Source organism: Hymenobacter sp. YC55 (assembly GCF_029433095.1).
Classification (GTDB): Bacteria; Bacteroidota; Bacteroidia; order Cytophagales; family Hymenobacteraceae; genus Hymenobacter.
Genome location: NZ_JARNTX010000012.1, coordinates 71,479 through 94,082, shown reverse-complemented (window position 1 = coordinate 94,082; position 22,604 = coordinate 71,479). Strand labels below are relative to the sequence as shown.

Genomic DNA, 22,604 nt, shown 5'->3' with positions numbered 1-22,604 from the left:
TGCACTGTTGAGCTTAACGAAATTCGTTTCTTTTTATAGCAACACTGCTCTAGACGAAGGTGCGAATGATAAAGCGGGATAGTTCAACTTACACCCCTTCAGTGTATAGGCTCTCACTTTGTCCGTCGCTTAGTTGCTTTTAGCTCATTCTTGACGATGCAGTTAAGTTTAAGCTGAAATGCTTTTCAATATGACAAAAATCAGGAACTTGTGTTTTCCTATCGTACCGTCTTATGAAGGTGAGCGTAATTATACCTACGTATAATGAAGCCGGCAGCATTGCAAGCTTGATCCAGCAACTGCGTCATTATGATGCTGCTGGTACAGTGGAAATACTGGTCGTGGATGCTGGTAGTTCCGACAACACCATGGAGCTAGCCCGGGTGGCTGGCGCCACCGTATTACGCGCTCCTAAGGCTGGCCGCGCGGCCCAGATGAACTACGGCGCCCGCCAGGCCAGCGGCGACATTCTATACTTTGTGCACGCCGACGTCGGTATTCATCCCGAGTACGTGGCTACTATTCAACAGGCGGTTGCGCAAGGCTACGAGGCGGGTTGTTACCGGTTTCGGTTTGACTCCAAGCACCCGCTGCTACGCCTCAACAGCTTCGGCACCCGGTTTAGAGGCATTATGAGCCGCGGCGGCGACCAAACCTTGTTTGTGACCCGCGACTTATTCTGGCGCCTGCAGGGCTTCGACGAGTATTACGTCATCATGGAAGACTTCGACATCATCCAACGCATTCGTCGGCAGGCGCGCTTTCTTATTGTGCCCCAGGACGTGGTGGTGTCGGCCCGCAAGTACGAAACCAACAGCTGGCTGCGGGTACAGGTGGCCAACCTGACGGCCTTTTCGTTGTTCTTCCTCCGGGTGGCGCCCACCCGCATTGCCCGCACCTACAAGGCCATGCTCAACTACCGCTGATGCCCGAAACCGTGCTCGTAACCGGTGCCGGCGGCTTTTTGGGTCGCCACCTCGTGCAGGAATTGCTGCACCGGGGCTACGGCGTACGGGCGTTGGTGCGGCCAGGCACCGGGGCGGCCTTCCCGGCAGAATGGGGCGTAAGCTATTGTGAGGCTGACCTGGGAAGGCCAACCAATTTTCCCGAAATGCAGAACTTTGCTGTTGGATGCGCGGCCATCATTCATGCAGCGGCGCTGGCCCAAGTAAATCCGGCTCGCCACCCGCAGATAGGGGTTGTGAACCTGGCAGGCACCGAGAATGTATTGCGTATGGTCCGGAAAGCCGGCGTTGCCCGCTTTGTATACGTGGGTACAGCCAATGTTTTTGGCTTCGGCAGCCAGCAGCACCCCGGCGACGAAACCCGGCCTTACGCTGGCAAACACTATGGCCTCGACTACATGGACAGCAAGCGTGCGGCCACCGACTTGGTGCTGCGCGCCGTAGCGCAAGAGCAACTACCCGCCGTACTGGTGCATCCTACGTTTATGTTGGGCCCAGGTGATGCCAAACCTACTTCCAACGCCTTGCTGCTCGAACTCTACCGCGGCCAACTGCCCGGCTATCCACCCGGCGGAAAAAATTACGTGCACGTCCGCGACGTGGCTGTTGCCACGGTGAACGCCCTTGTGCAGGGCCGCGTGGGGGAATCCTATATCCTAGGCAACCAGAACCTAAGCTACCGCGAAGCCTTTGCGCTAATGGCAAGGGTGATGGGAGTTCAGGCGCCGCGCTGGCCATTGCCGGCGGGCCTTACGCAGTTGTACGGGGAATACTGCAGCCTGAAAGCTTGGCTGACCGGGCGTCCTGGCCAAGTAAACGCTGCCATGACGGCCGTGGCCAACGACGGCCACTATTTCAACGTGCATAAGGCCCGCACTGAGCTGGCTCTGCCCCAAACTGCCTTGGAAACGGCCGTTTCGGAAGCCTTCCATTGGTTTAAAGTTCATCAGTATGTATGATGCCCAGCCGGAGTCTGCCGTAACTACCCCGTCCGCAAGGTCTGCGCGCACCAGCGGCCCCGTTGCTCGGGTGGGTGCCGGCGTATTTGCAGGCCAAGTAGCCATCGTCACCGGCTCGGAATCAGGAATTGGGCGGGAAACGGCCCGGAGCTTATGCCAGCAAGGGGCAGCCGTGGTACTCAACGGCCGCAACGCCGAACGGCTGGACCAGACCCGGCAGGAATTCGAGGCCGCGGGCTTTGTCGTAACCAGTTGCGTGGCCGATGTGACCGACTACGGGGCTTGTGAGGTACTGATTGATACGGCTATTCGGGCGTTTGGGCAACTCGATATCTTGGTCACCAATGCTAGCATCTCCCAGCGGGCGTATTTTGCCGATATGGCTCCCGACGTGTTTCGCCAGGTGCTCGACAGCAACGTATACGGCACGGTGTACCCACTTAAGGCTGCGCTGCCTTACCTGACGCGCACACGGGGCAGTGTCACATTTATCTCCTCAATTTCGGCACTCAACGGTATGCCTAGCGGCTCGGCCTACTGCGCCGGCAAGGCAGCCGTGGCCAACTTGGCCCATACGCTGCGGTTAGAGCTGGCCCACACCGGCATTCATTTTGGTGTGGTGCATATTGGCTTCACCCAAAACGACACCGATAAGCGCGTACTCGATGCGGCCGGTTTACCCGTGCCCATTGCCCACCGTCCGCCGCGCTGGCAAAAGTCGCAGACGGAAGTGGCGCGCATTATTCTGCGCCATATCCGGCGGCGGCGGCAGCGGACAGTTATTTCTGCCTTAGGTCAGCTCATTGTGCTCGTACACACCTATTTCCCACGGCTCGGCGACTGGATAGTACTGACCACTATTCGCCGGCTGCGGCATTTCTACGAATGAGCGCGGAACCTAAATCGGCAAACATCTCCTTTTCGTATGTCTGCTAGTTTGCCGCCACGCTTCAACTCCTTCCACCACGGGCCGCTCCTGCCAACCAGACCCGACTGCTTTTGATTTCAACCTGATGACAAAATCCCTCAAGGCCACCGGCCACGATTTGGCTGACTCCGCTTTTCAACTTACGGTGCTGCGGCGGGAAGTGGCAGACACGCTGCACCTGCCGCTATTTCACGAGAAACTGCGCGGGGCCAGCTTATTTCCCCTGACCCCGGTGGCGCCTACCGTGCTGCAAATCAACGTGGGCAAGATGTGCAATCAGGTGTGTCGGCACTGCCACGTTGATGCTGGCCCCGACCGCAAGGAAATCATGACCCGTGAAACTATGCAGCTCTGTTTGGATGCGCTGGCCCAAACCGATATTCCGACGGTAGACTTGACGGGTGGAGCCCCCGAAATGAATCCTAACTTTCGCTGGTTTGTGGAGCAAATTCGTGGGCTCGGGCGCCACGTTATTGTGCGCTGCAACCTGACCATCATCGTAGCCAATAAAAAGTATTACGACCTGCCCGAGTTCTTTAAGCAGCACGGGGTGGAAGTAGTTAGCTCTCTACCGTTCTATAGTGCCGAAAAAACCAACCGGCAGCGTGGCGACGGCGTGTTCGAGGACTCAATACGGGCGCTGAAGATGCTGAATGCCGTTGGCTACGGGCAGCCTGGGTCGGGCTTGGTGCTGAATTTGGTGTACAATCCTGCTGGCGCGTTTTTGCCAGGTGGGCAGAAAGGCTTGCAGGATCAATTCAAGCGGGTGCTGCTCAAAGAATTTGGTATTGTCTTCAACGACCTGTTTGCCATTACCAACATTCCGGTGAGCCGCTACCTGGACTACCTGATAGAGTCGGGCAACTACGCCGGCTACATGGAAAAGCTAGTTAATGCCTTCAACCCGGCGGCGGCGGCAGGGGTGATGTGCCGCTCTACGATTTCGGTGGGCTGGGACGGTGGCCTCTACGACTGCGACTTCAACCAGATGTTGGATCTGCACGTGGCTAGCCCGGTGCAACACATCCGCGACTTCGACGTGACGACCCTGAGTGAGCGGGCCGTGGTTGTGAACCAGCATTGCTATGGCTGCACAGCCGGGGCTGGGTCTAGCTGCGGCGGCACCGTGGCGTAGCAGACTAGCGTTGCTGCCTTTCGGTTTACCGCTTTCCGTTCGTTGATAGTGCGCGCCGCGGTTCGGGTTGCGTACTGCAACTTGCTAACTGGTAAGCTACTAGTGCCGGTCGGTAGCTAACTGACCGTGCAGGGAGGAGTCCCGAACTACGAGTTTGGGCTTGAGCACCACTTTTTGTCCGGTAAAAGAATCGGTACGCTTGAGCAACTGCAACACGAGTTGGACTGCTGCTTCGCCCATCAGCTTGCCCCGCTGATCGACCGAGGTTAGGCGCGGCTTAACCATAGCCGTAAACGGCTCGTTGCTGAAGCCAACTAAAGCAATTTCTTCGGGTACGCGGATACCCTCCTCTTCTAGTAGCTGCAAAGCCCCGCCGGCAGGGAAATCATAGGCTGAAAATACGGCGTCGGGCCGCTCCTTAAGCTGCAGAAGCTGGTGCATGGCGGCCCGACCAGCGGCCGTGCTCGAACTGCTAAGGTGAACGACCAAGTTCTCGTCGTAGGGTAGGCCGTGGGCTTGCAGCGCGTCCTGGTATGCCCGGAACCGGTTATAGGTGGTATTAATAAGCTGCGGCCCGGCTAGGTGCGCAATTCGGCGACAACCCTGCCCAATCAGGTGCTCCATTACCTGGTAAGCCCCGCGGTAATCGTCGACCACCACTCCGCATACATCGGGCATACTGGGCATGCGGTCAAAAAACACCAGCGGGGTGCCGTGGCTGCGCACCCGCTCGAAGTGTGCGTACTCGCGGGTGGTGTTAGACATGGAAACCATGATGCCATCGACTTGGGCCTTGAGCAGAGTCCGCACGTGCTTTCTTTCGCGCTCAACGTCTTCTGTCGATTGGCAAATCATTACGTTGAAGCCCGCTTTGCTGGCTCCTTCCTCGATGCCATGAACGACAGCCGGAAAAAAGGCACCATTGATGTGGGGCACAATCACGCCAAGCACATTGCTGCGCCCCCGGCGCAGAGCCGCCGCCAAATCGTTGGGCTGGTAGTTCAGCTTTTCCACCAGTGCCCTGACCTGCGCTTTGGTGGCTTCGCTCACATCAACGGCGTTGTTGAGCGCCCGCGAAACCGTGGATTTCGCTAGCCCTAGTTCTTTTGCAAGATCGGCAATAGAAATGCGCTTGTTTGCCTTAGCCATGAAAAAGCAAAAGAAGATCAGGTAGGGTTAGGTGGTTTGCCAACGCAGCAGTTGGACACGCAAGATAAGTAAGCTTGCCTAACAACGATAACAGCTTATTAGGAGCGAAAACGGGAGAGTACGCTACTAAAGAAATCGAGCTTCAACCTGCTGATCGTCGCAAGGGGCACAATGGAAGTGCTATTCGTAAAAGTAGGAGTTGGCTGGTAAAGGGTGGTGTCATGCAGCACGCATATTCGCGGCTAATAAGTAAGTCTGGCCCTTGTCAGCGCAGTCAGAAAACAAAGAAGGTGGCTGAATCGAGCCACCTTCTTTGTTTTCTGACTGCGCTGTCCAGCACATGCAGCAAGACATAAGACTAGTTGCTTTAGCCAGCTTGGCCTAGCATATGATCGGCTCTCACTTGGGTGTTCAACGGAATAGTTTGCCTTCTAGCCAGTGCGCTATGCTGGTCCGTATGTGAGTGAACTACGCCGAGCTGACAGCCTTGGTATTCATTGATTGACAGCTCGCGTTCCGGGACTGCTTTCTCACTGGTTGATACGCGCTGGTTGGTGGAAAGAGCTAGTAGCAGCAGGCGGGTAGCTTCTATGCCCGTAGCGTATGTGGGCTGCTTACTGGTAGTAGACGCAGCATCAATTGCCGTAGCCATCTTCAGCGCGGGAAAACCAACCACCTTAACATCCTGGGGTATAGCCCGGCCTAGAGTGTGGCATGCCGCGTAACTATTGGTCATGGCGTTTTCCGAGGCCGCTACAATGCCGTCGATATAGGGTCGGCTTTGCAGCAAGTACTGAATCTGGGCAACATCTTTCGTTTGGTCGCTTTTGGTGGTCAGTACCAAGTCGTCATAGAATAACAGACCACAATCCGTTAGCGCATCGCGGTAGCCTTGCAAGCGCCGGCGGCCACTCAACAGGTTTTGTGGTAACGCTACATGCACAATATGGCGGCAGCCCATCTGCACAAGATGACTGGTTGCCCGGTAGCTGCCTTCGTAGTCGTCGGTCGAAGCTTTCGCGGTTTCCAACTCCTCATACACGTCGTCGAAAAACAAGATGGGCAAGTTGCGCTCCTGTAGCTTTCGCAGGTGCTCCAATGCGGAAGGGCCAGCCGCTGCCGATACCAGCACCCCGTCGACGCGGCCGCTAGCCAGCAAGCGCTCCACAGCTAATTCGGGCTGGCTGGCCTCGGAAATGAGGTAAACCAACACCTGGTAGTGGTAGCTGCGGGCCATTTCCTCGATGCCCTTCAAGGCCAACGAAAAGAAATGATTGGGCACTTCCGGGATGAAGACCGCAAGAGTTTTGCTTTCGCCGAAGCTTTGAACGCCGGCAGGCGAATCGTTTGCGTGATGCAAAGAAAGGGCTAGGTTATTCATCGGGTCCTGTGAAAGCAGCGGGGTGGGGTATAGTTGTTGAATTCACGCGAAACAGAAACACAGCCAGGCCTACCTTTCAAACTAGTCTTCTGATCAGGACTAGCCCGCCCAACAATTGCCGCTAGAAAAGCGAAATGCTTCGCCCGTAGGCAAAGCCACCTAACGGCAATAGCGGTTGGGGGCAGGTGGCAGCACCAAGTGAATGCCGCCTGCCCCGCACCACTTAGATAAAGCGGTTAAGCAAGTTCTCCAGGTACTCCTGACGGCCGCTGATGGTAGCCGGCTCGCCGTTCTCGGCGGCGTAGTCGCGCAGCTGCTCCAACGTGAGCTGGCCCTGCTCGAAGGCTTGGCCAGCGCCCGAATCGAAAGAAGCGTAGCGCTGCTGACGGAGCTGGCGGTAATCCGACTTCTGCAAAATGTTGTCGGCCGTAATCAGGGCTCGGGCGAAGATGTCCATGCCGCCAACGTGGGCGTAGAACAAGTCCTGCACGTCGGTGGAGTTGCGGCGAATCTTGGCGTCGAAGTTGATGCCGCCGCCTTGTAGCCCACCGGCCTCCAAAATTACGAGCATGGACTCGGTTAGCTCGTAGATGTCGTTGGGAAACTGGTCGGTGTCCCAGCCGTTCTGGTAGTCGCCGCGGTTGGCATCGATGGAACCGAGCAACCCTGCATCGGCGGCCACTTGCAACTCGTGCTGGAAGGTATGGCCCGCCAGCGTGGCATGGTTTACCTCTAGGTTCAGTTTGAAATCATCGAGCAGGTCGTACTGGCGCAGGAAGCCGATGACGGTAGCTGCGTCGTAGTCGTACTGATGCTTGGTAGGTTCCATGGGCTTAGGCTCGATAAAGAACGTGCCCGTGAAGCCCTGGCGGCGAGCATAGTCCTTGGCCGTGTGCAGAAACTTCGCAAAGTGCTCCTGCTCGCGCTTCATGTTGGTGTTGAGCAGGGTCATGTAGCCTTCGCGCCCACCCCAGAATACGTAGTTCTCACCACCAAGGGCAATGGTGGCGTCCAAGGCGGCTTTCACTTGCGCTGCGCCGTGCGTGAGCACATGGAAGTCGGGGTTGGTGCTGGCCCCGTTCATGTAGCGACGGTGCGAGAACAAGTTGGCAGTGCCCCAGAGCAGCTTGATGCCCGTTTCCTGCTGCTTCTGCTTGGCGTACTCCACCATGGTTTGCAGGCGCCGCTCGTTGTCGGCCACGTCGTTGGTGTAGTCCACCACGTCTACATCATGGAAGCAGTAGTACGGAAGGCTGAGCTTGCTCATGAACTCGAAGGCAGCATCCATCTTGGCTTTAGCGCGCGCAATTGGGTCGGCCGCCGCATCCCAGGGGAAGAGGTGGGTGGCTTCACCGAAAGGGTCGGCCCCGGAGCCATTGAACGAGTGCCAATAGGCCCCGGCGAAGCGCAGCCATTCCTTCATGGGCTTGCCTGCTACCACGCGGCTTTCGTCGTACCAGCGGAAAGCCAGCGGGTTGTCACTATCCACTCCCTCAAACTTTATCTGGGGAATGGCGCTAAAAAGCGTTTTTTGGTCGAGAACAGAACTCATGAGCGTGTATGTGGAAAGGTAAAAGGCAAGCAAATAAGACAGCTAGGCTTGGCTAGGCGCCGGCTCTGGGGTGGAGTGCAGGTATGAAAGCAGGGCTGCTTTCCACCGCTGATAGGTTTGCTCGTAGGCAGAGGCTTCGGCGTTAGGTTCTAGCAGTTGCAAGCGTTGCATATGGCGGAATGCGTCGTCGGGTGAGGCGTATTGACCGGCGCCAATACCGGCCCCGAGTGCTGCACCCACGCTGCCGTCGGTTTGGTAAAGCTCCACCGCCAGCCCGGTAACGTTGACGAAAACCTGACCGAAAAGCTCGCTCAAGAACATGTTGGTTTTGCCGGCTTTGACGACGGTCGGGTGAAGCCCATTTTCGCGCATGATGTCGAGCCCGTAGCGAAACGCGAAAGCCACGCCTTCCTGCACCGCCCGCAACAGGTGAGCAGGGGTGTGCACGTTCAGATCTAAGTTCAGGAAGTGCGCGCCTACTGCCTCATTGGCCAACATGCGCTCTACCCCGTTGCCAAACGGCAAGCACAGCAGCCCTTCGGAACCCGCCGGTACACCAGCCGCGCGCTGGTTTACTTCGGGGTAGCTTAGTTCGTGCCCAACTGTCTGCTTCACCCAACGGTTCATGCTGCCAGCGCCGTTGATGCACAGCAGCACACCTAGCCGCGGCAACTCGGGCGCATGGTTTACGTGGGCAAAGGCATTGACGCGCGACTGGGCATCGACAAACAGCTCGTCGGTGACGGCGTAGATTACGCCGCTGGTACCAGCTGTAGCAGCTACTTCGCCTGGGCGCAGCACGTTCAGCGACAAGGCGTTGTTGGGCTGGTCGCCGGCTTTGTAAGTGACGGGTATGCCGACGCGCAGCCCAAGCTCTTCGGCCACTATTTCGCGTAAGTGACCATGATCGGCAAATACGGCGCGCACTGGCGGAATCAGTTCGCGCTCGAAACCGAAAAAGCGGAATACATCCTCGGACAACTCGTTTTCGGCGAAGTCCCAGAAGATGCCTTCCGACAAAGCAGAAATGCTGGTTGTGGCTTCACCTGTGAGTTGCAGCGCCAGAAAGTCGCCGGGTAGCAACACTTGGTGAATGCGCTGATACACTTCCGGTTCGTGCTCCTTAACCCAAGCCAGCTTGGCCGCCGTAAAGTTGCCGGGCGAATTAAGCAAGTGCGTCAGGCACTGCTCGGGCCCAATAGCTTGGAAGGCCTGCTCGCCGTAGGGTACGGCGCGGCTGTCGCACCAGATAATAGCATCACGCAGCACATGATGCTGCTCGTCTATTAGCACCAAGCCGTGCATTTGGTAAGCAATGCCAATGGCGCCGATGTCCTGTGGATTATAGCGCTGAGTGGCGTGGGCCAGCAAGATGGCCTGCTTGGCGTCCTGCCACCACTGCAAGGGCTGTTGCTCGGCCCAACCGGGCTGCCGGGTCAAAATTTCCCGCTCGGTTTCGGGGTAGCTTATTGCGGCTAGGCATTGCTGCGTTTCGGCATCTACTACCGAGACTTTCACTGAAGAAGTACCGATATCTATTCCTAAGAGAAGCATAGGTCTTTGTGATTAGGAGTTGGTTACTGCTAGAGCAATCAAACCACCGACAGCGTGAGGCTGTAAGGGAAAGGATGCAGAAGCTAGCGGGCTGTTCAGGAGCTATAATGGACTGGTCTAGGAAGAAACACCACGTTTGGGGAGCAAGGTAAACTTCTTTTAGCTATAAATGCAATTCGGAACCGGTACCGGAATTAAGTAACCTGATTAGTTAAGTTTGCAATAGACTCTATTGCCTGCTACTGTTCAGTAGTAGTCTGATTGGATATTATTAAGCGGTAAGAGAATAAAAATCTACTTGTTGCAGACACCTATTATTGCTTACTGCTAACACAATAAGCTATTCATTGGCCAGCAAGCGCCGATTGATGGAGTCCTCATCAAGCTAAAACGTTTAATTCGCTAGTAGCAAACTGTAGCTTATCAATAGTTCATAGTTTGTTTTACTACCTCATCCGGAAACGATGCCGGTGCTAGTTTCTATAATGAGTCTTGTTGAAGGAGTAATACCATTTGCATTATAGCATCGGAACCGTTACCGATACAACGAATTCATTTTTCTGGTTATAACATTATAGTGCTGATGTTGGCACTTAGAAGTAACTAGTGACACTTTGCTTGCCTACGTTTCGACTGCGGTTTAATTTTTTATTGACTTACGTCAAATCCTACGGCAACTGGCTATTCTTGGCACTACAAGGAGCAGACTGGTATTGACAGGGCAATCAATTACTTACGACCAACCACTGTATCTAGGGTAGTCTAACTCTATAGTCATGCTCAATAAAATTGCTTGTTTGAGCTTGCTGCTCGCCTTGCTGACGGCTTTCACGACACCTATTCCACCTAAGAAAATCAGGCTGTACCTGATTGGTGACTCCACCATCGCGCAAAAAGTGCAGCAGGTGTTTCCTGAAACTGGCTGGGGAATGCCGCTTGCCACCTTTTTCGATACTGCCGCCGTAACCGTGCACAACCGCGCCCAAAACGGTCGCAGCACCCGTACTTATCTAACGGATAACCGTTGGCAGCCTATCGTGGATGCGCTACAGCCCCAGGACTACGTATTCATCCAATTCGGGCATAACGACGAAGCCGAAAACTACACCGACCGTTACACTTCGCCTGCTGATTACCGCAAAAACCTAATCAAGTTTGTGACAGAAACGCGTAGTAGAAAAGCTTACCCAGTGCTGATTACACCTGTCACGCGTCGCAAATTCAACCAGCAAGGACAGCAGCAGGAAACACACGTGGCGTACTCGGCCACCACAATTGAGGTGGCTAGAGCCTACCAAGTGCCACTGATTGACCTCGACAAGATGAGCCGCGAGCTACTGCAGCAGTTCGGTGAGGAAAACAGCAAATTGCTGTTTTTGCAACTCGCACCCGGCGACCATCCCAATTATCCCTACGGCAAGCAAGACAACACGCACTTCAGCGAGCTAGGCGCCCGCAAGATGGCGCAGTTGGTAGTAAGCCAAGTGGTAGCACAAAAGTTACCGTTGCTTGCCGATCATTTGGCGAAGCCTACTGCCAAAAACGCTGTAGCGCCTGTTCCCGCCGGCAAAGACGAACAGCCTACAACCCCCTGATAGCAGTATCGGACTTTCCTGCCGCAATAGGATCAATAAAAAGCACTGATTCCTTACCCTTAACTAAATGAAGAACCCACCGCTCCACCCTATATGCGGGGTGAAACGATGGGTCCGGCATGCGCTGGCCTTAGGAAATTAAACTTACTTCAACGCATCAGCAACGGCTGTTGCCAAAGGTGTTGTTGGGCGGCCGATAAGCTGCGAAAGCTGGTGGCTTTCGTCGAACAAGGCGCCTTCAGCGGCGTTGGCGTCCCAGTTGGCAATACCTTGCGCAAAGCCTTCCGGAATACCGAAGCTAGCGAGGGCGGCAGCATAGTCGGCTACCGGCAGGTTGCGATAGGGAATATCCTTGCCCGTCTGGCGCGAGATTTCAGCGGCCAGTTCAGTTAGCGTGTACGACTCGTCGCCGGCCAACTCATACGTTTTGCCTTCGTGGCCTTGGCCAGTGAGAGCCGCTACCGCAGCGTCAGCAAAATCAGCGCGGGTGGCCGAGGAAATCTTACCGTCTTTGGCGCTACCAAGCAAGGCGCCACCAGCCACGGCACCATGTATAGAACCAGTATAGTTTTCGGTGTACCAGCCGTTGCGCAGCAAGGTATAGGCAACTCCCGAAGCCTTCAAGTCGGCTTCCGTAGCACGGTGCTCTTCAGCCAAGCTTAGCGGCGAATTGTCGGCGTGCAGCACGCTGGTATAGATAATGCGCTGAACGCCCGCCTTTTTAGCTGCCTCAATAACGTTGCGGTGCTGAGTGATTCGCTGGCCTACTTCGCTCGACGAAATTAGCAGCAAGGTATCGACGCCCGCCAGGGCTGCTACCAACGTTTCAGGCTGACTGTAATTGGCTTCGCGGGCTTCTACACCTAGGTCGGCGGCTTTAGCAGGCGTGCGCACCAAGGCTACAATCTGGTCGGTAGGTACTGTGGCTTTGAGCTTTTCGATGACAAGGCGGCCTAGCTGGCCCGTTGCGCCGGTGATAGCAATACTCATGTTGTAGTCCGTTAAATGATGGTGGCAACAAAAGTATGTGCTATACTTACGCAAAGTAAGTACGTACAGAAAGGTAAGTATGAAAAAAGATGTTCTTGCTCCGGCCGCAGAGGCATTCACTCTCACGGAAAAGCTGCAGCGTGGCGACTTGCTGTCGGCGGCTTGTCCTTCGCGCACAGTGCTCAAGCATATTACCAGCCGTTGGGGAGTGCTGACCCTAATGGTATTGGAAGACGGCCAAACCCGCCGCTTCAGCGAGTTGCGCCGCTTAATTGACGGCGTTAGTGAAAGGATGCTGGCCCAAACGCTGCAATGGCTGGAAGCCGATGGCTTAGTGAACCGGGTAGCCTACGACGTAGTGCCGCCCCATGTCGAATACACTCTGACGCCACTTGGCCAGCAAGCAGCGCAGAAAGTGCGGGCCCTCGCTGATTGGGTGGAAGTTAGCTTTCCTGATGTTCAGCAGCACTGGAACAGCAAACTAGCTAGTTAAGACCGAGTACTTACAAATGCATGCCGCCCGAAACTTCGAGGCGCTGGCCCGTAATCCAACGGGCTGCATCGGAACAGAGGAAGGCCACCACGCTCCCGATGTCGCTAGGCAGGCCGGCCCGGCCCAGGGCCGTGGCCTCGGCAATGTGGGCATTAACCTGCGGGTTGTCGCGCACGATACCACCGCTGAAGTCGGTGGCGATGGCACCGGGCGCTACTACGTTAACCGTGATGCCGCGCGGGCCTAGTTCTTGGGCTTGGTGCTTGGTCAGGACTTCAATGGCACCTTTCACGCTGGCATAGGCCGCCCGGTTTGGGAAAGTGCTACGCGTAAGGCCGGTGGAAATATTCACGATGCGCCCTCCATCTTGGAGCAGGGGCAAGGCCTTTTGAGTCATGAAAAATACGCCCTTGAAGTGCACGTTCAGCATGTAATCGAACTGCGCTTCCGTAGTGTCGGCAAATGAGGCAGACAAGCCAGAGCCGGCATTGTTGATTAGAAAATCGATGCGTTTGGCACCGAAAGTTGTCAGTAAAGTTGTGGTTAGTTGCGCGTAAAAAGCATCGAAGTCTGGCACGTTAGCCGTGTCGAGTTGCAGGGCTACCGCCTGTTGCCCTAAAGCTTGAATTTCGGCGACGGTTGCCTGAGCGTCCGACTCTTTGCTCTGGTACGTGAGCACAATGTTGATGCCTTGTTTCGCTAAACTCAAGGCAGTGTCTTTGCCGATGCCGCGGCTGCCGCCCGTAACTAAGGCAATTTTGGAGGTGTTCATACAGGATTTGAAGTGGGTTACCAATGTGTAGGCAAAGGTCCCCCACCCAGCCAGTTAGGCAGTTGGGCGCAGCAATCCGGTTGTTGCTCGATTCAATCCAATTCACTACTGCCGGAAGGCTGCTGGCGACAACGCGGTGTGACGCTTGAAAAAGTGGGAGAAGTCTGCCACTTCCGCAAAGCCCAAGCTGTCGGAAATTTGGGTGATGGTCCAAGTGGGTTGCAGCAGCAGGCGCTTGGCTTCCTCGGCGTAGCGCGCGGCTATCAGTTCGGTGGTGGTGCGGCCCGTGTGCTGCTTCAAGGCCTTGTTGAGGTGGTTGACGTGTACGGCCAGCCGGTCGGCGAAATCTTTGGCCGAGCGCAGTTGCAACTGTTGGTGCGGTGTGGTAAGCGGAAACTGTCGCTCTAGCAATTCGGTAAAGAGCGAGGCAATCCGCGCCGCGGCCGTCGGGGCGGGCTGCCGGGTGGGGAGAGGCTGCAGCTTTTGTCCGGCGTGAATGAGCTCCAGTACATAGGCGCGCAGCAAATCGTATTTATAAGGGTAAGGCGAAGCCAGTTCGCGCGCCATCTTCTGGAAAATGGCGTCCAGCTCTTCCCATTCTGCCTCCGATACCTGAAACACGGGGTAGCCACTGGCTTGAAACAGCGGCAGTTCGTCGAGCACCACGCCACTGTTGGCCGGTAGCAGAAACTCGCTGGTAAACACGCAGAAGCGCCCGGCCTGCGCCGGATCCTGCGGTAGCCAGTGGTAGGGTACCTTGGGCGTGGCGAAGAGCAGAGCATTCTGCTCGAGTTCAATGACTTTGTTGGCGTACTCGGCCCGGCTCCGGCCCCGGATCAAACTGATTTTATAGTACGCACGCCGGTCATAGGGCATGGGCAACTGCGGGTAGTCCCGGAATTGGTCGGCTATGTCAAAGAGGTTGAAATGCCCGGTGGCCCGCTCCCCATCGGGCGGTAGGAGCGTGTGCGGTTCCGTCCCGACTGCCGCTGCTAGACGCTGGTAAAATTGCTCGAGCGAAGTAGCTTTCATGACGGCTGTTGCTAAAGATTACAGTAGGTGGTGGGCTCTCTGGAAGAGCCTATTCGTCACCGAAGTTAAGACAGGCAAAAGTAGATACGTTGCCGCGGACGAGTGCAAATGGCTGGTTGAAGAGCAGTGCTTTGCACGGTCCAGCAAAAAATTAGGGCTAGCATGTATACTTGGTTTATAAATGCATCAATGATGCATTACCAAGATTCATTTCTACATTTGCGTCTCACTAGCCAAAGAGTGGAGTGCAAAATTGGCGTAGAAGTATTGCTTGGGGGCTTATTGTGCTGCTGATTCGGGTGTTCTCACCCGAGGCTGCCGTATTGCGTCTGCACCAGCACCAGCATACGGAAGATGCGCCTGTGGCTGCTCGAGCTACCAAGTCCAGCTACCAAGCCGAGCTTTCGGTGAAGCACCAGCACTGCCACGTCGATGAGCTTTATAACGCTCCCTTTCAACCAGTCGCACCAGTCGCTTTAGACGAGCCGGTGCGCCTGCTAGCGTATGCTGTGTATCGCCCGCAAGCGCCCGTATGCCGCGCTTCGCACCTACTCGATGGCGCCTCCCTGCGTGGGCCACCAACTCGCGGCGCTTAAGCATCTTGCTTTTTTAGAGGACACTGTACAACCCCCCAACACAGATGCTTGCTTAGGCGCCTGTGCCTATGGCTTGACGGAGGTAGCCATAGCCGCGCTTTCATTTCCGTGGCTGTTATGGTTTGCACTGCCTTACTAGGTAGCGTCACTGTAATTCTTAGTTAGCGCTTTCTCAGGCCCTGGTGCGACCATACGCATCGGTTGCCGCTATTCCTTTCTTTTTCCTGACTTCAACCCGGCCGGTGCTTCCAGCGCCTAACCTGGGCATGCCTCTTTTTCATGCAACGACTTTTAATCTGTCTGCTGCTGCTCTGGCCTTTGCTGGTAGCGGGGCAATCTTCTATGGGCCGCATTGATGGCCACGTCAACGGCCCAAACGGGCGTGGGCTCGAGGGAATTTCTATTCTAGAGCAAACCGGGCGCTTTGCAACGCTGACCGGGGCCGACGGGCACTTTTCGCTGGATTTGCCTTATGGCGAGCATATCCTTATCACCCGCAGTTTAAGTCACCAGGAAGTGCGGCGCACGGTGGTGCTAAGCTCGGAAGCCTCTAGCCTGACCGTTGACTTCACCTTGCAGCCTACTACCACTGCCTTGCAGGAGGTGGAAGTGCTGGGCCGCAAGGAAACCACGTACAAGAGCGACTACAGCTTTGTGGGCACCAAAACGGCTACCCGCCCCATCGATGTGCCGCAGTCCATTTCCACGGTAACCAAGGAGCTGATCGAGGACCGACAAGCGCTGCGCCTGCCGGACGTGGTGAAGAACGTGGCCGGTGTCACGCAGTATTCGCACTACGACGACCTCACGATTCGCGGCTTCCGCAACGGTTACGAGAGCGGCTTCCGGCTGCTCAACGGCCTGCGCTCGGGCTTCAGCTACGGCAACTCGTTTACGCAGGCGCCCTTAACGGTTAATTTGGAGCGAGTGGAAGTGCTGAAAGGTCCCGGTGCGGCCTTGTACGGCGACATCAACCCCGGCGGCACGGTGAACATGGTCACCAAAAAGCCGCTCGACGTGGCTCGCCAGGCCTTAACGTTTTCGACGGGCAGCTTCAACACCATGCGCGCCACTACCGACCTTACCGGCCCGCTCAACGAGCAGAAAAATGTGCTTTACCGCTTCAATGCCGGCTTCGAGAAGAGCAACACGTTCCGGGCCGTCAACGACACTCGTTCCCTGATGGTAGCGCCCACCGTCACCTTTCTGCCCACCGACAAAACCACGCTCAATGCCGAACTGGTTTACACCCACATCGACGGCTACCTGGACCGGGGCCTGCCTATCCGGGGAGGCGACTTGTACGCGCTGCCCCGCTCGTTTTCGCTAAGCCAGCCCAGCGACTATTTCCGCACTAGCACCTACTACCTCAACGCCTCGCTCAACCATAAATTCACCGACTGGCTGTCGTTCAACGCCTCGTACCTCGACTTCACTTACCACGAAGACCTGAGTGAGCACCGCACCCTGAACACCTTTGCCGACGCCCCGGCCAACACGGTGATGAACTTGCGCTACTTTGACCGCCGGGCCGAGGAGTACACCAAGAACTTGGCCGCCTACTTCGTGCTCAATCAGTCCACCGGCTCGGTGGCGCACAAGGTGGTAGCGGGCGTGGACTATATCCGCTACAACACCGACCCGCAGAGCACTATGTTCGAGGCCCGGCAGAAGCAAGTGAACGGCATAACCTCGCCACTGACGTTTGACTTGAAGAGCCCGCTCTACGAAATTCAGGATCCTACGAAGTACATCCGCCGGCCGCTGCCGCAGTTCTTTATTGACTACATCAACTCGGTGTACCATACCACTGGCCTTTACGTGCAAGACCAAGTAGACGTGACCGAGCGACTGGGCTTGCTGCTGGGAGTACGCTACGAACTGTTTGCCGACGAGCGGGACTACGGCGACGGAAGCAAGAACATCAGGCAGCGTCAGCTGCTGCCTCGCGCCGGCCTGACCTATGCCTTGCTGGACAACCTGAATTACTTTGCTTCCTACAGTGCCGGCTTCCGCCCCCTTAAGCCCGAATACATCCGGTTCCCGGAGCGCTACGGCCGTAGCACTGCCTTCGACCCCGAAACCAGCTACCAACTGGAAACTGGCCTTAAGGGTGAGTTTTTCAACAAAGGTCTGCTAGGCACAGTAGCCGTGTACCAGATTATCAAGCGCAACCAGCTAGTGAATACCGGCTCCCTCACCGCCGATGGGGCACCGGTGTACCGGCAAAATGGCCAGGCCCGCTCCCGCGGAGTTGAGCTGGAATTAGTTGGCAACATCTTGTCTAACCTAAGCTTAAACGCCAACTACGCCTTGAATTACTCCAAGGTATTAGAAGCTGATTTGGCGGCAGAAAACGGCCAGCGCTTGGCTAACGCCCCCAAACGTTCGGCGGGCCTCTGGACTAAGTACACCTTCGTGACGCCGGCTTTGCGCGGGCTAGGCGTGGCCGTGGGCGGTAATTACGTTAGCCGTCGGCGTACCGAAAACCAAGTGGTGGATACCAGTACCGGCGAGCTGTACTGGGCGCACTGGCCGACCTACACGGTGCTGGACGCGGCCCTATTCTACACCAAGGGCAAGTTCAACTTTCACGTCAACATGAACAACCTGCTCGACAAGTACTACTTCGTCGGCGGCTACGACTACTTCCGGGCCAGCCCCGGTGCCCCCCGCAACTTCATGGCCACCGTGGGCTACGCTTTTTAAGGCGCAGAAGAACCCAACCGAAAAGTCGGCAGGCTGCACTTGCTGAAGCCTTTCGACCACCAAACTAACCTCTGAGGTGCGAGCGAAGAAAAGCTTCAGCAAGCGCAGTAGGACGCTCATTACTTATTAATAAAGAATGACTTACATTCTCGAAGCGAAAGACCTGCGCAAGCAGTATGCCGATAAGCTGGCCTTGCGCGGGCTGAATTTGCAGATTGCCCCAGGCGAGGTGTTTTGCCTGCTCGGCCAGAACGGCGCGGGCAAATCCACGACCCTCAACCTCTTCCTCGGCTTTGTGTTACCCACGGCGGGTGCGGCCTTCGTCAACGGCTTGGAAGTGGCAGTTAACCCACTCAAGATCAAAGAGCATCTGGCGTATATTCCCGAGCAGGTGATGCTGTATCCGCACCTGACCGGGCTGGAAAACCTGGCGTTGTTCAGCAGTCTGGCTGGCTACAAATACTCGCCGACGGAACTAGTGGAGTATCTCACCGAGGCCGGTCTACCAGTAGAAGCAGTGCGGCGGCGCGTGGGCACTTACTCTAAGGGTATGCGCCAGAAAGTGGGCATTGCCATTGCCGTGGCCAAGCATGCGAAGGTGCTGCTACTCGACGAGCCTACCTCGGGCCTCGACCCCAAAGCTTCCAACGAGTTTTCCGAGCTGCTGCGTCGCCTCAGCAGTCAGGGCACAGCCGTGCTCATGGCCACCCACGACATCTTCCGGGCCAAGGAGGTGGGAACCCGCGTGGGCATTATGCGGGAAGGGGAGCTGGTGGACGTGCGCCCCACCGCCGCCCTTAATGCCCAGGAGCTGGAGCAACTCTACCTCACCTACATGCACTAACCGATGATGGATAGTATTGCCCAGAAGGAGTTTGTTAGTACGCTGCGCGACCGGCGGTTTGCCGTACTGAGCGTACTAGTGCTGGCCTTGCTGCTGGCCGCCACGCTGGTGGGCCGCGCCTCGTACCGCACTTTGCAGCAAGAGCGGCAGCTGGCCCAAGGCACCGTCAACGAGCAGTTTCGCAACCAGCCGGCCCGGCATCCGCACCGGGTCGCGCACTACGGCTCGTTTGCTTTCCGGCCAAAGTCGGGGCTGAGCTTGCTGGATACGGGAGTGGACTCGTTTACGGGCAGCGCCGTGTATCTAGAGGCTCATCAGCAGAACAGCGTCAATTTCAGCCAGGCCCAGCAGTCGGGTTCCCTGCTGCGGTTTGGCGAGATGACCGTGGCTTTTGTACTGCAACTGCTCGTACCGCTGCTTATCATCTTCCTGTGTTTCGGGGCTTTTACGCAAGAGCGCGAAACCGGCACCCTGAAGCTACTGCTCAGCCAAGGCGTAACGCTGCGACAAGTAGCCTGGGGCAAAATCTGGGGCTATAGCCAAGCCGTGGCGCTGGTCGTAACGCCGGCCTTGGCCTTGGCGGCGGCCCTGCTGTTTACCGGCGAAGAATTTAGCTCAGGGGTTGATTTGGTGGCCCGGCTAACATTGTTTGTGCTGGGGTACGGGGTGTACTTTTTTCTGATTGTGGTGGGGGCCGTGGTGGTGTCTGCTAAGCAGGCCAGCTCTCGAGCGGCCCTCGTGACGTTGCTCGGCTTCTGGATTTTGGGGTGCATTATCCTGCCCAAAGCCACGGCCAACCTGGGCGCTTCGCTTTACCCCACTACTACCAAAGCGCAAATGGACGCTGAAGTACACGAAGAAGCCCAGCACGGCATCAACGGCCACGACCCGCAGGACAAACGCTCGGCGGAATTGAAAGCCGCACTTCTGAAAAAGTACGGCGTCGATACCGAGGAAAAGCTGCCAGTGAGCTTGGCGGGCTTGCAAATGGCAGCGGGCGAGGAGTACTCCGCTAAAGTGTACCAGCAGCATTTTGCGGCCCTAAACGCCACCTACGAGCGCCAAAACCGCCTTTCCGATTGGGCTGGCTTGCTCAATCCTTATCAGGCTATCCGTCCGCTGTCCATGGGACTAGCTGGCTCCGACTTCGCCCACTACGTGCACTTCCAGCAGGCCGCCGAAACCTACCGCTACAACCTAGTGCAGCGCCTAAACCAGCTGCAAGCCGATATGGGCTACGGCGACAAGGAACGCCGCCTCGATGCCAGCACCTGGCGTCAGTTGCCCGTCTTCACCTACCAAGCGCCCCCGCTGCGCTGGGTGCTGCCCCAGCTACTGCTACCGATTATGGCGCTGTTACTCTGGGCCGGCCTGCTGAGCTGGCTGGGGTTGCGCCTGATTTCCAAAACACCTGTTGCTTGATTGATGCGTAACTTCTGGATTCTGTTTTCCTACGAGGGGCGGCACTTCCGCGCCGCCAAGGGGCTAGTGCTTTTATGTTGCTTACTGCTGGCTACCGGCCTCTACGGCATCTACTACGGCACCACCGAAATCGAGCGGCAGCGCCAGCACCTGGCGACCCTGCCCGAACTCACGCGCCGCAACGTGGAAGAGTTGAAGGTGAAGTTTCCTGGCCCCGCCGACGCCGGCGACATCGGCTACTATCACACCACCTTCGCCGTGCACCACCCCGACCCTTGGGCGGCCCTCTCACTGGGGCTGCGCGACGTAAACCCTTCCTATGTGAAGCTGCGCCTACTGGGGCTGCAAAACCAACTCTACGCCGCCGACAACACCAACCCCATGAAGGTGCTCAGCGGCAACTTCGATCTGGCGTTCGTGCTGGTGTATCTGTTTCCACTCCTGATTATTGCCTTGAGCTTCAACCTACTATCCAGTGAGCGGGAGGAAGGTATTCTGGTGTTGCTGCTAGCTCAGCCGGTTGGTCCGGCCACGGTAGTAGGAGCCAAGTTAGCTTTCCGGATAAGCGTGGTACTGGGGCTGGCCCTGGCTCTTTCGGTGGTAGGAATGCTGTGGGCCCAAGTGCCCCTAGATATGCGAGTGGTTGCTTGGCTAGTCCTGACGATACTCTACTGCTTGTTCTGGTTTGGGGTGGCTTTGGTAGTAACGGCCTTGCAGCGCACCTCGGCCGTGAATGCCGTAACCCTGCTCGGGGTGTGGCTGGTGCTGGTGGTGCTGGTGCCAAGCTTGCTGAACCTGGGCGTAGCTGCGGCCCGGCCCGTGCCCCAAGGCATTGAGCTTACCATCAAGCAGCGCGAGGAAATTCATGCCGGTTGGGACCGGCCGAAAGCGCAGACCATGAACCGGTTCTTCGCCCTCTATCCACAGTGGCGCGACACAACCAGTATTCGGGAGCGGTTTGTATGGCGCTGGTACTACGCCTTTCAGCACCTCGGCGACCAGGCCGTAGCCCCGCAAGCCGCCGCCTACGCCCACCGTCTGCAGCAGCGCTACGACTTGGTGGAACAGCTTAACCTACTCTCGCCGGCCATCAACGCCCAGAGCAGTTTCAACGCCTTAGCGGGCACCGACCTGCCCACTCATCTGCAGTTTCAGCGCAGCGCTGCCCGCTTCCACGATTCATTGCGTGCTTTTTACTACCCCTTCCTTTTCCGCAAAGTCGAATTCACCCACGCCGACTATGCCCGCGAACCTACCCACACGTTCACCAGCCAGCCGGAGCTAGGCACTGCTTATGGCGGCTTGGTTAAGCTACTGCTAAGCGTGGCAGCCATGTATGCGCTGGGTGCGGGGCTGTTGCGGCTGCGCCCCATTAGCCCCCGCTAAATGTTGCGCAGCTGTTTTCTCTGACTATCACCCTTCCCTTATGTTGTTTCGTTTTTCTTGCTGCTCCAGGCTCTGTTGTTTTTCGCCCTCGTGTCACTGGCTGCTCCTCTAAAGCCTTTTATGTTCAACGGGCAGACGGTGGCGCCGGGCAATAAGGTTTCCACACTGTTGCACGTAACGGCAGGCCAAGACAGCACCGTGGTGCCCGTGACAGTTTTCCACGGTCGCCGGCCGGGTCCGGTGCTGGGTATTATTGCCGGGGTACACGGCTATGAATACCCGCCCATCTTAGCCGCCCAGCAGCTGGCTCGCGAAATCAACCCAGCCGAGCTGCGCGGTACTGTGCTGCTAGTGCACTTGGCCAATGTTCCGGGTTTCCTGGGCCGGCGCATTCAAGTGAACCCGCAGGACGAGAAGAACCTCAACCGCGTGTTTCCGGGCCGGCCCGATGGCACCATCACCGAGCGCCTAGCTTGGCGGCTCGGCAACGACGTTATCGGGCGTTGCACGCACGTCATCGACGTGCACGCCGGCGACGCCCTCGATGATTTGCGGCCCTACGCCGGCTACTACAATTACTTCGACACGCCCGAACTTTCCGACACTGGCCGGCAGATGGCCGTGGCCCTCGGTTTTCCTTACGTGGTGCAGTTCGGCAATGAGGCGACGCTAAAAAATCAAGCGGCCGTCTACTGTTCCCGCGAAGCCATTAAGCGCGGTATTCCCGCCGTGGACATCGAGTGTGGCCGTTTTGGCTTGCCCGAGGTAGAAGCGGTAATCCATATCAAGCAGGCCCTGCACCGGCTGCTCGGCCACTTGGCTATGGCTGGCGAACAGCCCGCACCCAACAATCCGCTGCTGATTGCTCAGCGCACTACCGTCAGCAGTTCCCACACCGGCTTTTTCTACCCACTGGTTAAGGCCGGCGAGTTGATTCACAAGGGCCGCAAACTGGGCACCATCACCGACCTGTTTGGTACTCCGCTCACCGACGTAGTAGCTCCAGTTGATGGGGTAGTGCTCTACATGACAGCTACGCCGCCCATCAGTACTGGAGAAAGTTTGCTGAGTATAGGTCACCTCCCAATGCAAGGGAAGTTGTAAACAGATGCTCTCCGGGCGGTGTGCTCTGCAATCAACAG

The 22,604-nt window shown here is 56.8% G+C and carries 19 protein-coding genes; 12 read left to right on the top strand and 7 right to left on the bottom strand.

Annotated features, from left to right (window positions below; translation table 11 throughout):
• The first annotated feature begins 233 nt into the window (after nucleotides 1-233).
• The 4 genes from P1X16_RS30755 to arsS all read left to right on the top strand — a co-directional run bounded on the left by P1X16_RS30755 (nucleotide 234) and on the right by arsS (nucleotide 3,987).
• Entirely contained in the window at nucleotides 234-926 is a 693-nt protein-coding gene (locus P1X16_RS30755) for a TIGR04283 family arsenosugar biosynthesis glycosyltransferase (protein ID WP_277236606.1), read from the top strand.
• The gene (locus tag P1X16_RS30750; protein ID WP_277236605.1) at nucleotides 926-1,924 is read left to right on the top strand and encodes an NAD-dependent epimerase/dehydratase family protein; all 999 of its coding nucleotides are present in this window, start codon (nucleotides 926-928) and stop codon (nucleotides 1,922-1,924) included. The genes P1X16_RS30755 and P1X16_RS30750 overlap by 1 nt, the downstream gene beginning before the upstream one ends.
• Complete coding sequence (locus tag P1X16_RS30745) at nucleotides 1,917-2,813, top strand: SDR family oxidoreductase (RefSeq protein ID WP_277236604.1); 897 nt, start codon at nucleotides 1,917-1,919, stop codon at nucleotides 2,811-2,813. The genes P1X16_RS30750 and P1X16_RS30745 overlap by 8 nt, the downstream gene beginning before the upstream one ends.
• Before the next feature lie 124 nt (nucleotides 2,814-2,937).
• Complete coding sequence (gene arsS, locus P1X16_RS30740; RefSeq protein ID WP_277236603.1) at nucleotides 2,938-3,987, top strand: arsenosugar biosynthesis radical SAM (seleno)protein ArsS; 1,050 nt, start codon at nucleotides 2,938-2,940, stop codon at nucleotides 3,985-3,987.
• Nucleotides 3,988-4,086: 99 nt separating this feature from the next.
• On the opposite strand, the gene P1X16_RS30735 is transcribed toward arsS, so the two are convergent.
• The 4 genes from P1X16_RS30735 to P1X16_RS30720 all read right to left on the bottom strand — a co-directional run bounded on the left by P1X16_RS30735 (nucleotide 4,087) and on the right by P1X16_RS30720 (nucleotide 9,623).
• Nucleotides 4,087-5,136: a LacI family DNA-binding transcriptional regulator gene (locus P1X16_RS30735; RefSeq protein WP_277236602.1), complete on the bottom strand. Its 1,050-nt coding sequence runs from the start codon at nucleotides 5,134-5,136 to the stop codon at nucleotides 4,087-4,089.
• Between the two features lie 367 nt (nucleotides 5,137-5,503).
• The gene (locus P1X16_RS30730; protein WP_277236601.1) at nucleotides 5,504-6,496 is read right to left on the bottom strand and encodes a substrate-binding domain-containing protein; all 993 of its coding nucleotides are present in this window, start codon (nucleotides 6,494-6,496) and stop codon (nucleotides 5,504-5,506) included.
• 244 nt (nucleotides 6,497-6,740) lie between these two features.
• A complete protein-coding gene (gene xylA / locus P1X16_RS30725) occupies nucleotides 6,741-8,069 on the bottom strand; it encodes a xylose isomerase (protein WP_277236600.1) in 1,329 nt (442 codons plus the stop codon).
• Between the two features lie 42 nt (nucleotides 8,070-8,111).
• Nucleotides 8,112-9,623 carry an FGGY family carbohydrate kinase gene (locus P1X16_RS30720; RefSeq protein ID WP_277236599.1) on the bottom strand — a complete coding sequence of 504 codons (1,512 nt, stop codon included), beginning with the start codon at nucleotides 9,621-9,623 and terminating at the stop codon, nucleotides 8,112-8,114.
• 776 nt (nucleotides 9,624-10,399) lie between these two features.
• On the opposite strand from P1X16_RS30720, the gene P1X16_RS30715 reads away from it, so the two are divergent.
• Nucleotides 10,400-11,218, top strand: coding sequence for a rhamnogalacturonan acetylesterase (locus P1X16_RS30715; protein ID WP_277236598.1), 819 nt, complete (start codon nucleotides 10,400-10,402; stop codon nucleotides 11,216-11,218).
• 144 nt (nucleotides 11,219-11,362) lie between these two features.
• On the opposite strand, the gene P1X16_RS30710 is transcribed toward P1X16_RS30715, so the two are convergent.
• Nucleotides 11,363-12,208 carry an SDR family oxidoreductase gene (locus P1X16_RS30710; RefSeq protein WP_277236597.1) on the bottom strand — a complete coding sequence of 282 codons (846 nt, stop codon included), beginning with the start codon at nucleotides 12,206-12,208 and terminating at the stop codon, nucleotides 11,363-11,365.
• 79 nt (nucleotides 12,209-12,287) lie between these two features.
• On the opposite strand from P1X16_RS30710, the gene P1X16_RS30705 reads away from it, so the two are divergent.
• Nucleotides 12,288-12,701 carry a helix-turn-helix domain-containing protein gene (locus P1X16_RS30705; RefSeq protein WP_277236596.1) on the top strand — a complete coding sequence of 138 codons (414 nt, stop codon included), beginning with the start codon at nucleotides 12,288-12,290 and terminating at the stop codon, nucleotides 12,699-12,701.
• 10 nt (nucleotides 12,702-12,711) lie between these two features.
• Here the strand turns inward: P1X16_RS30705 and P1X16_RS30700 are convergent, their stop codons facing one another.
• Nucleotides 12,712-13,473, bottom strand: a complete 762-nt coding sequence (locus tag P1X16_RS30700; protein ID WP_277236595.1) for an SDR family oxidoreductase — start codon at nucleotides 13,471-13,473, stop codon at nucleotides 12,712-12,714.
• A gap of 105 nt (nucleotides 13,474-13,578) precedes the next feature.
• Entirely contained in the window at nucleotides 13,579-14,505 is a 927-nt protein-coding gene (locus P1X16_RS30695) for an AraC family transcriptional regulator (RefSeq protein ID WP_277236594.1), read from the bottom strand.
• Between the two features lie 245 nt (nucleotides 14,506-14,750).
• Between P1X16_RS30695 and P1X16_RS30690 the strand changes: the two genes are divergently transcribed.
• From P1X16_RS30690 to P1X16_RS30665, 6 genes are all read left to right on the top strand, one after another.
• Nucleotides 14,751-15,101 carry a hypothetical protein gene (locus tag P1X16_RS30690; RefSeq protein ID WP_277236593.1) on the top strand — a complete coding sequence of 117 codons (351 nt, stop codon included), beginning with the start codon at nucleotides 14,751-14,753 and terminating at the stop codon, nucleotides 15,099-15,101.
• 279 nt (nucleotides 15,102-15,380) lie between these two features.
• The gene (locus tag P1X16_RS30685; protein WP_277236592.1) at nucleotides 15,381-17,810 is read left to right on the top strand and encodes a TonB-dependent receptor; all 2,430 of its coding nucleotides are present in this window, start codon (nucleotides 15,381-15,383) and stop codon (nucleotides 17,808-17,810) included.
• 136 nt (nucleotides 17,811-17,946) lie between these two features.
• Complete coding sequence (locus P1X16_RS30680) at nucleotides 17,947-18,654, top strand: ABC transporter ATP-binding protein (protein WP_346771277.1); 708 nt, start codon at nucleotides 17,947-17,949, stop codon at nucleotides 18,652-18,654.
• A gap of 3 nt (nucleotides 18,655-18,657) precedes the next feature.
• Complete coding sequence (locus P1X16_RS30675; RefSeq protein WP_277236591.1) at nucleotides 18,658-20,076, top strand: DUF3526 domain-containing protein; 1,419 nt, start codon at nucleotides 18,658-18,660, stop codon at nucleotides 20,074-20,076.
• A 3-nt stretch (nucleotides 20,077-20,079) separates the two neighbouring features.
• Nucleotides 20,080-21,462: a DUF3526 domain-containing protein gene (locus P1X16_RS30670; RefSeq protein ID WP_277236590.1), complete on the top strand. Its 1,383-nt coding sequence runs from the start codon at nucleotides 20,080-20,082 to the stop codon at nucleotides 21,460-21,462.
• 57 nt (nucleotides 21,463-21,519) lie between these two features.
• Entirely contained in the window at nucleotides 21,520-22,566 is a 1,047-nt protein-coding gene (locus tag P1X16_RS30665; RefSeq protein WP_277236589.1) for a M14 family metallopeptidase, read from the top strand.
• Nucleotides 22,567-22,604 lie beyond the last annotated feature (38 nt).

Bases quoted from the DNA above. Each gene is read 5' to 3' on its own strand.
- P1X16_RS30755 (WP_277236606.1), top strand. From the start codon at position 234: ATGAAGGTGAGCGTAATTATACCTACGTATAATGAAGCCGGCAGCATT.
- P1X16_RS30750 (WP_277236605.1), top strand. From the start codon at position 926: ATGCCCGAAACCGTGCTCGTAACCGGTGCCGGCGGCTTTTTGGGTCGC.
- P1X16_RS30745 (WP_277236604.1), top strand. From the start codon at position 1,917: ATGTATGATGCCCAGCCGGAGTCTGCCGTAACTACCCCGTCCGCAAGG.
- arsS (WP_277236603.1), top strand. From the start codon at position 2,938: ATGACAAAATCCCTCAAGGCCACCGGCCACGATTTGGCTGACTCCGCT.
- P1X16_RS30735 (WP_277236602.1), bottom strand. From the start codon at position 5,136: ATGGCTAAGGCAAACAAGCGCATTTCTATTGCCGATCTTGCAAAAGAA.
- xylA (WP_277236600.1), bottom strand. From the start codon at position 8,069: ATGAGTTCTGTTCTCGACCAAAAAACGCTTTTTAGCGCCATTCCCCAG.
- P1X16_RS30720 (WP_277236599.1), bottom strand. From the start codon at position 9,623: ATGCTTCTCTTAGGAATAGATATCGGTACTTCTTCAGTGAAAGTCTCG.
- P1X16_RS30715 (WP_277236598.1), top strand. From the start codon at position 10,400: ATGCTCAATAAAATTGCTTGTTTGAGCTTGCTGCTCGCCTTGCTGACG.
- P1X16_RS30710 (WP_277236597.1), bottom strand. From the start codon at position 12,208: ATGAGTATTGCTATCACCGGCGCAACGGGCCAGCTAGGCCGCCTTGTC.
- P1X16_RS30705 (WP_277236596.1), top strand. From the start codon at position 12,288: ATGAAAAAAGATGTTCTTGCTCCGGCCGCAGAGGCATTCACTCTCACG.
- P1X16_RS30700 (WP_277236595.1), bottom strand. From the start codon at position 13,473: ATGAACACCTCCAAAATTGCCTTAGTTACGGGCGGCAGCCGCGGCATC.
- P1X16_RS30695 (WP_277236594.1), bottom strand. From the start codon at position 14,505: ATGAAAGCTACTTCGCTCGAGCAATTTTACCAGCGTCTAGCAGCGGCA.
- P1X16_RS30685 (WP_277236592.1), top strand. From the start codon at position 15,381: ATGCAACGACTTTTAATCTGTCTGCTGCTGCTCTGGCCTTTGCTGGTA.
- P1X16_RS30680 (WP_346771277.1), top strand. From the start codon at position 17,947: ATGACTTACATTCTCGAAGCGAAAGACCTGCGCAAGCAGTATGCCGAT.
- P1X16_RS30675 (WP_277236591.1), top strand. From the start codon at position 18,658: ATGATGGATAGTATTGCCCAGAAGGAGTTTGTTAGTACGCTGCGCGAC.
- P1X16_RS30670 (WP_277236590.1), top strand. From the start codon at position 20,080: ATGCGTAACTTCTGGATTCTGTTTTCCTACGAGGGGCGGCACTTCCGC.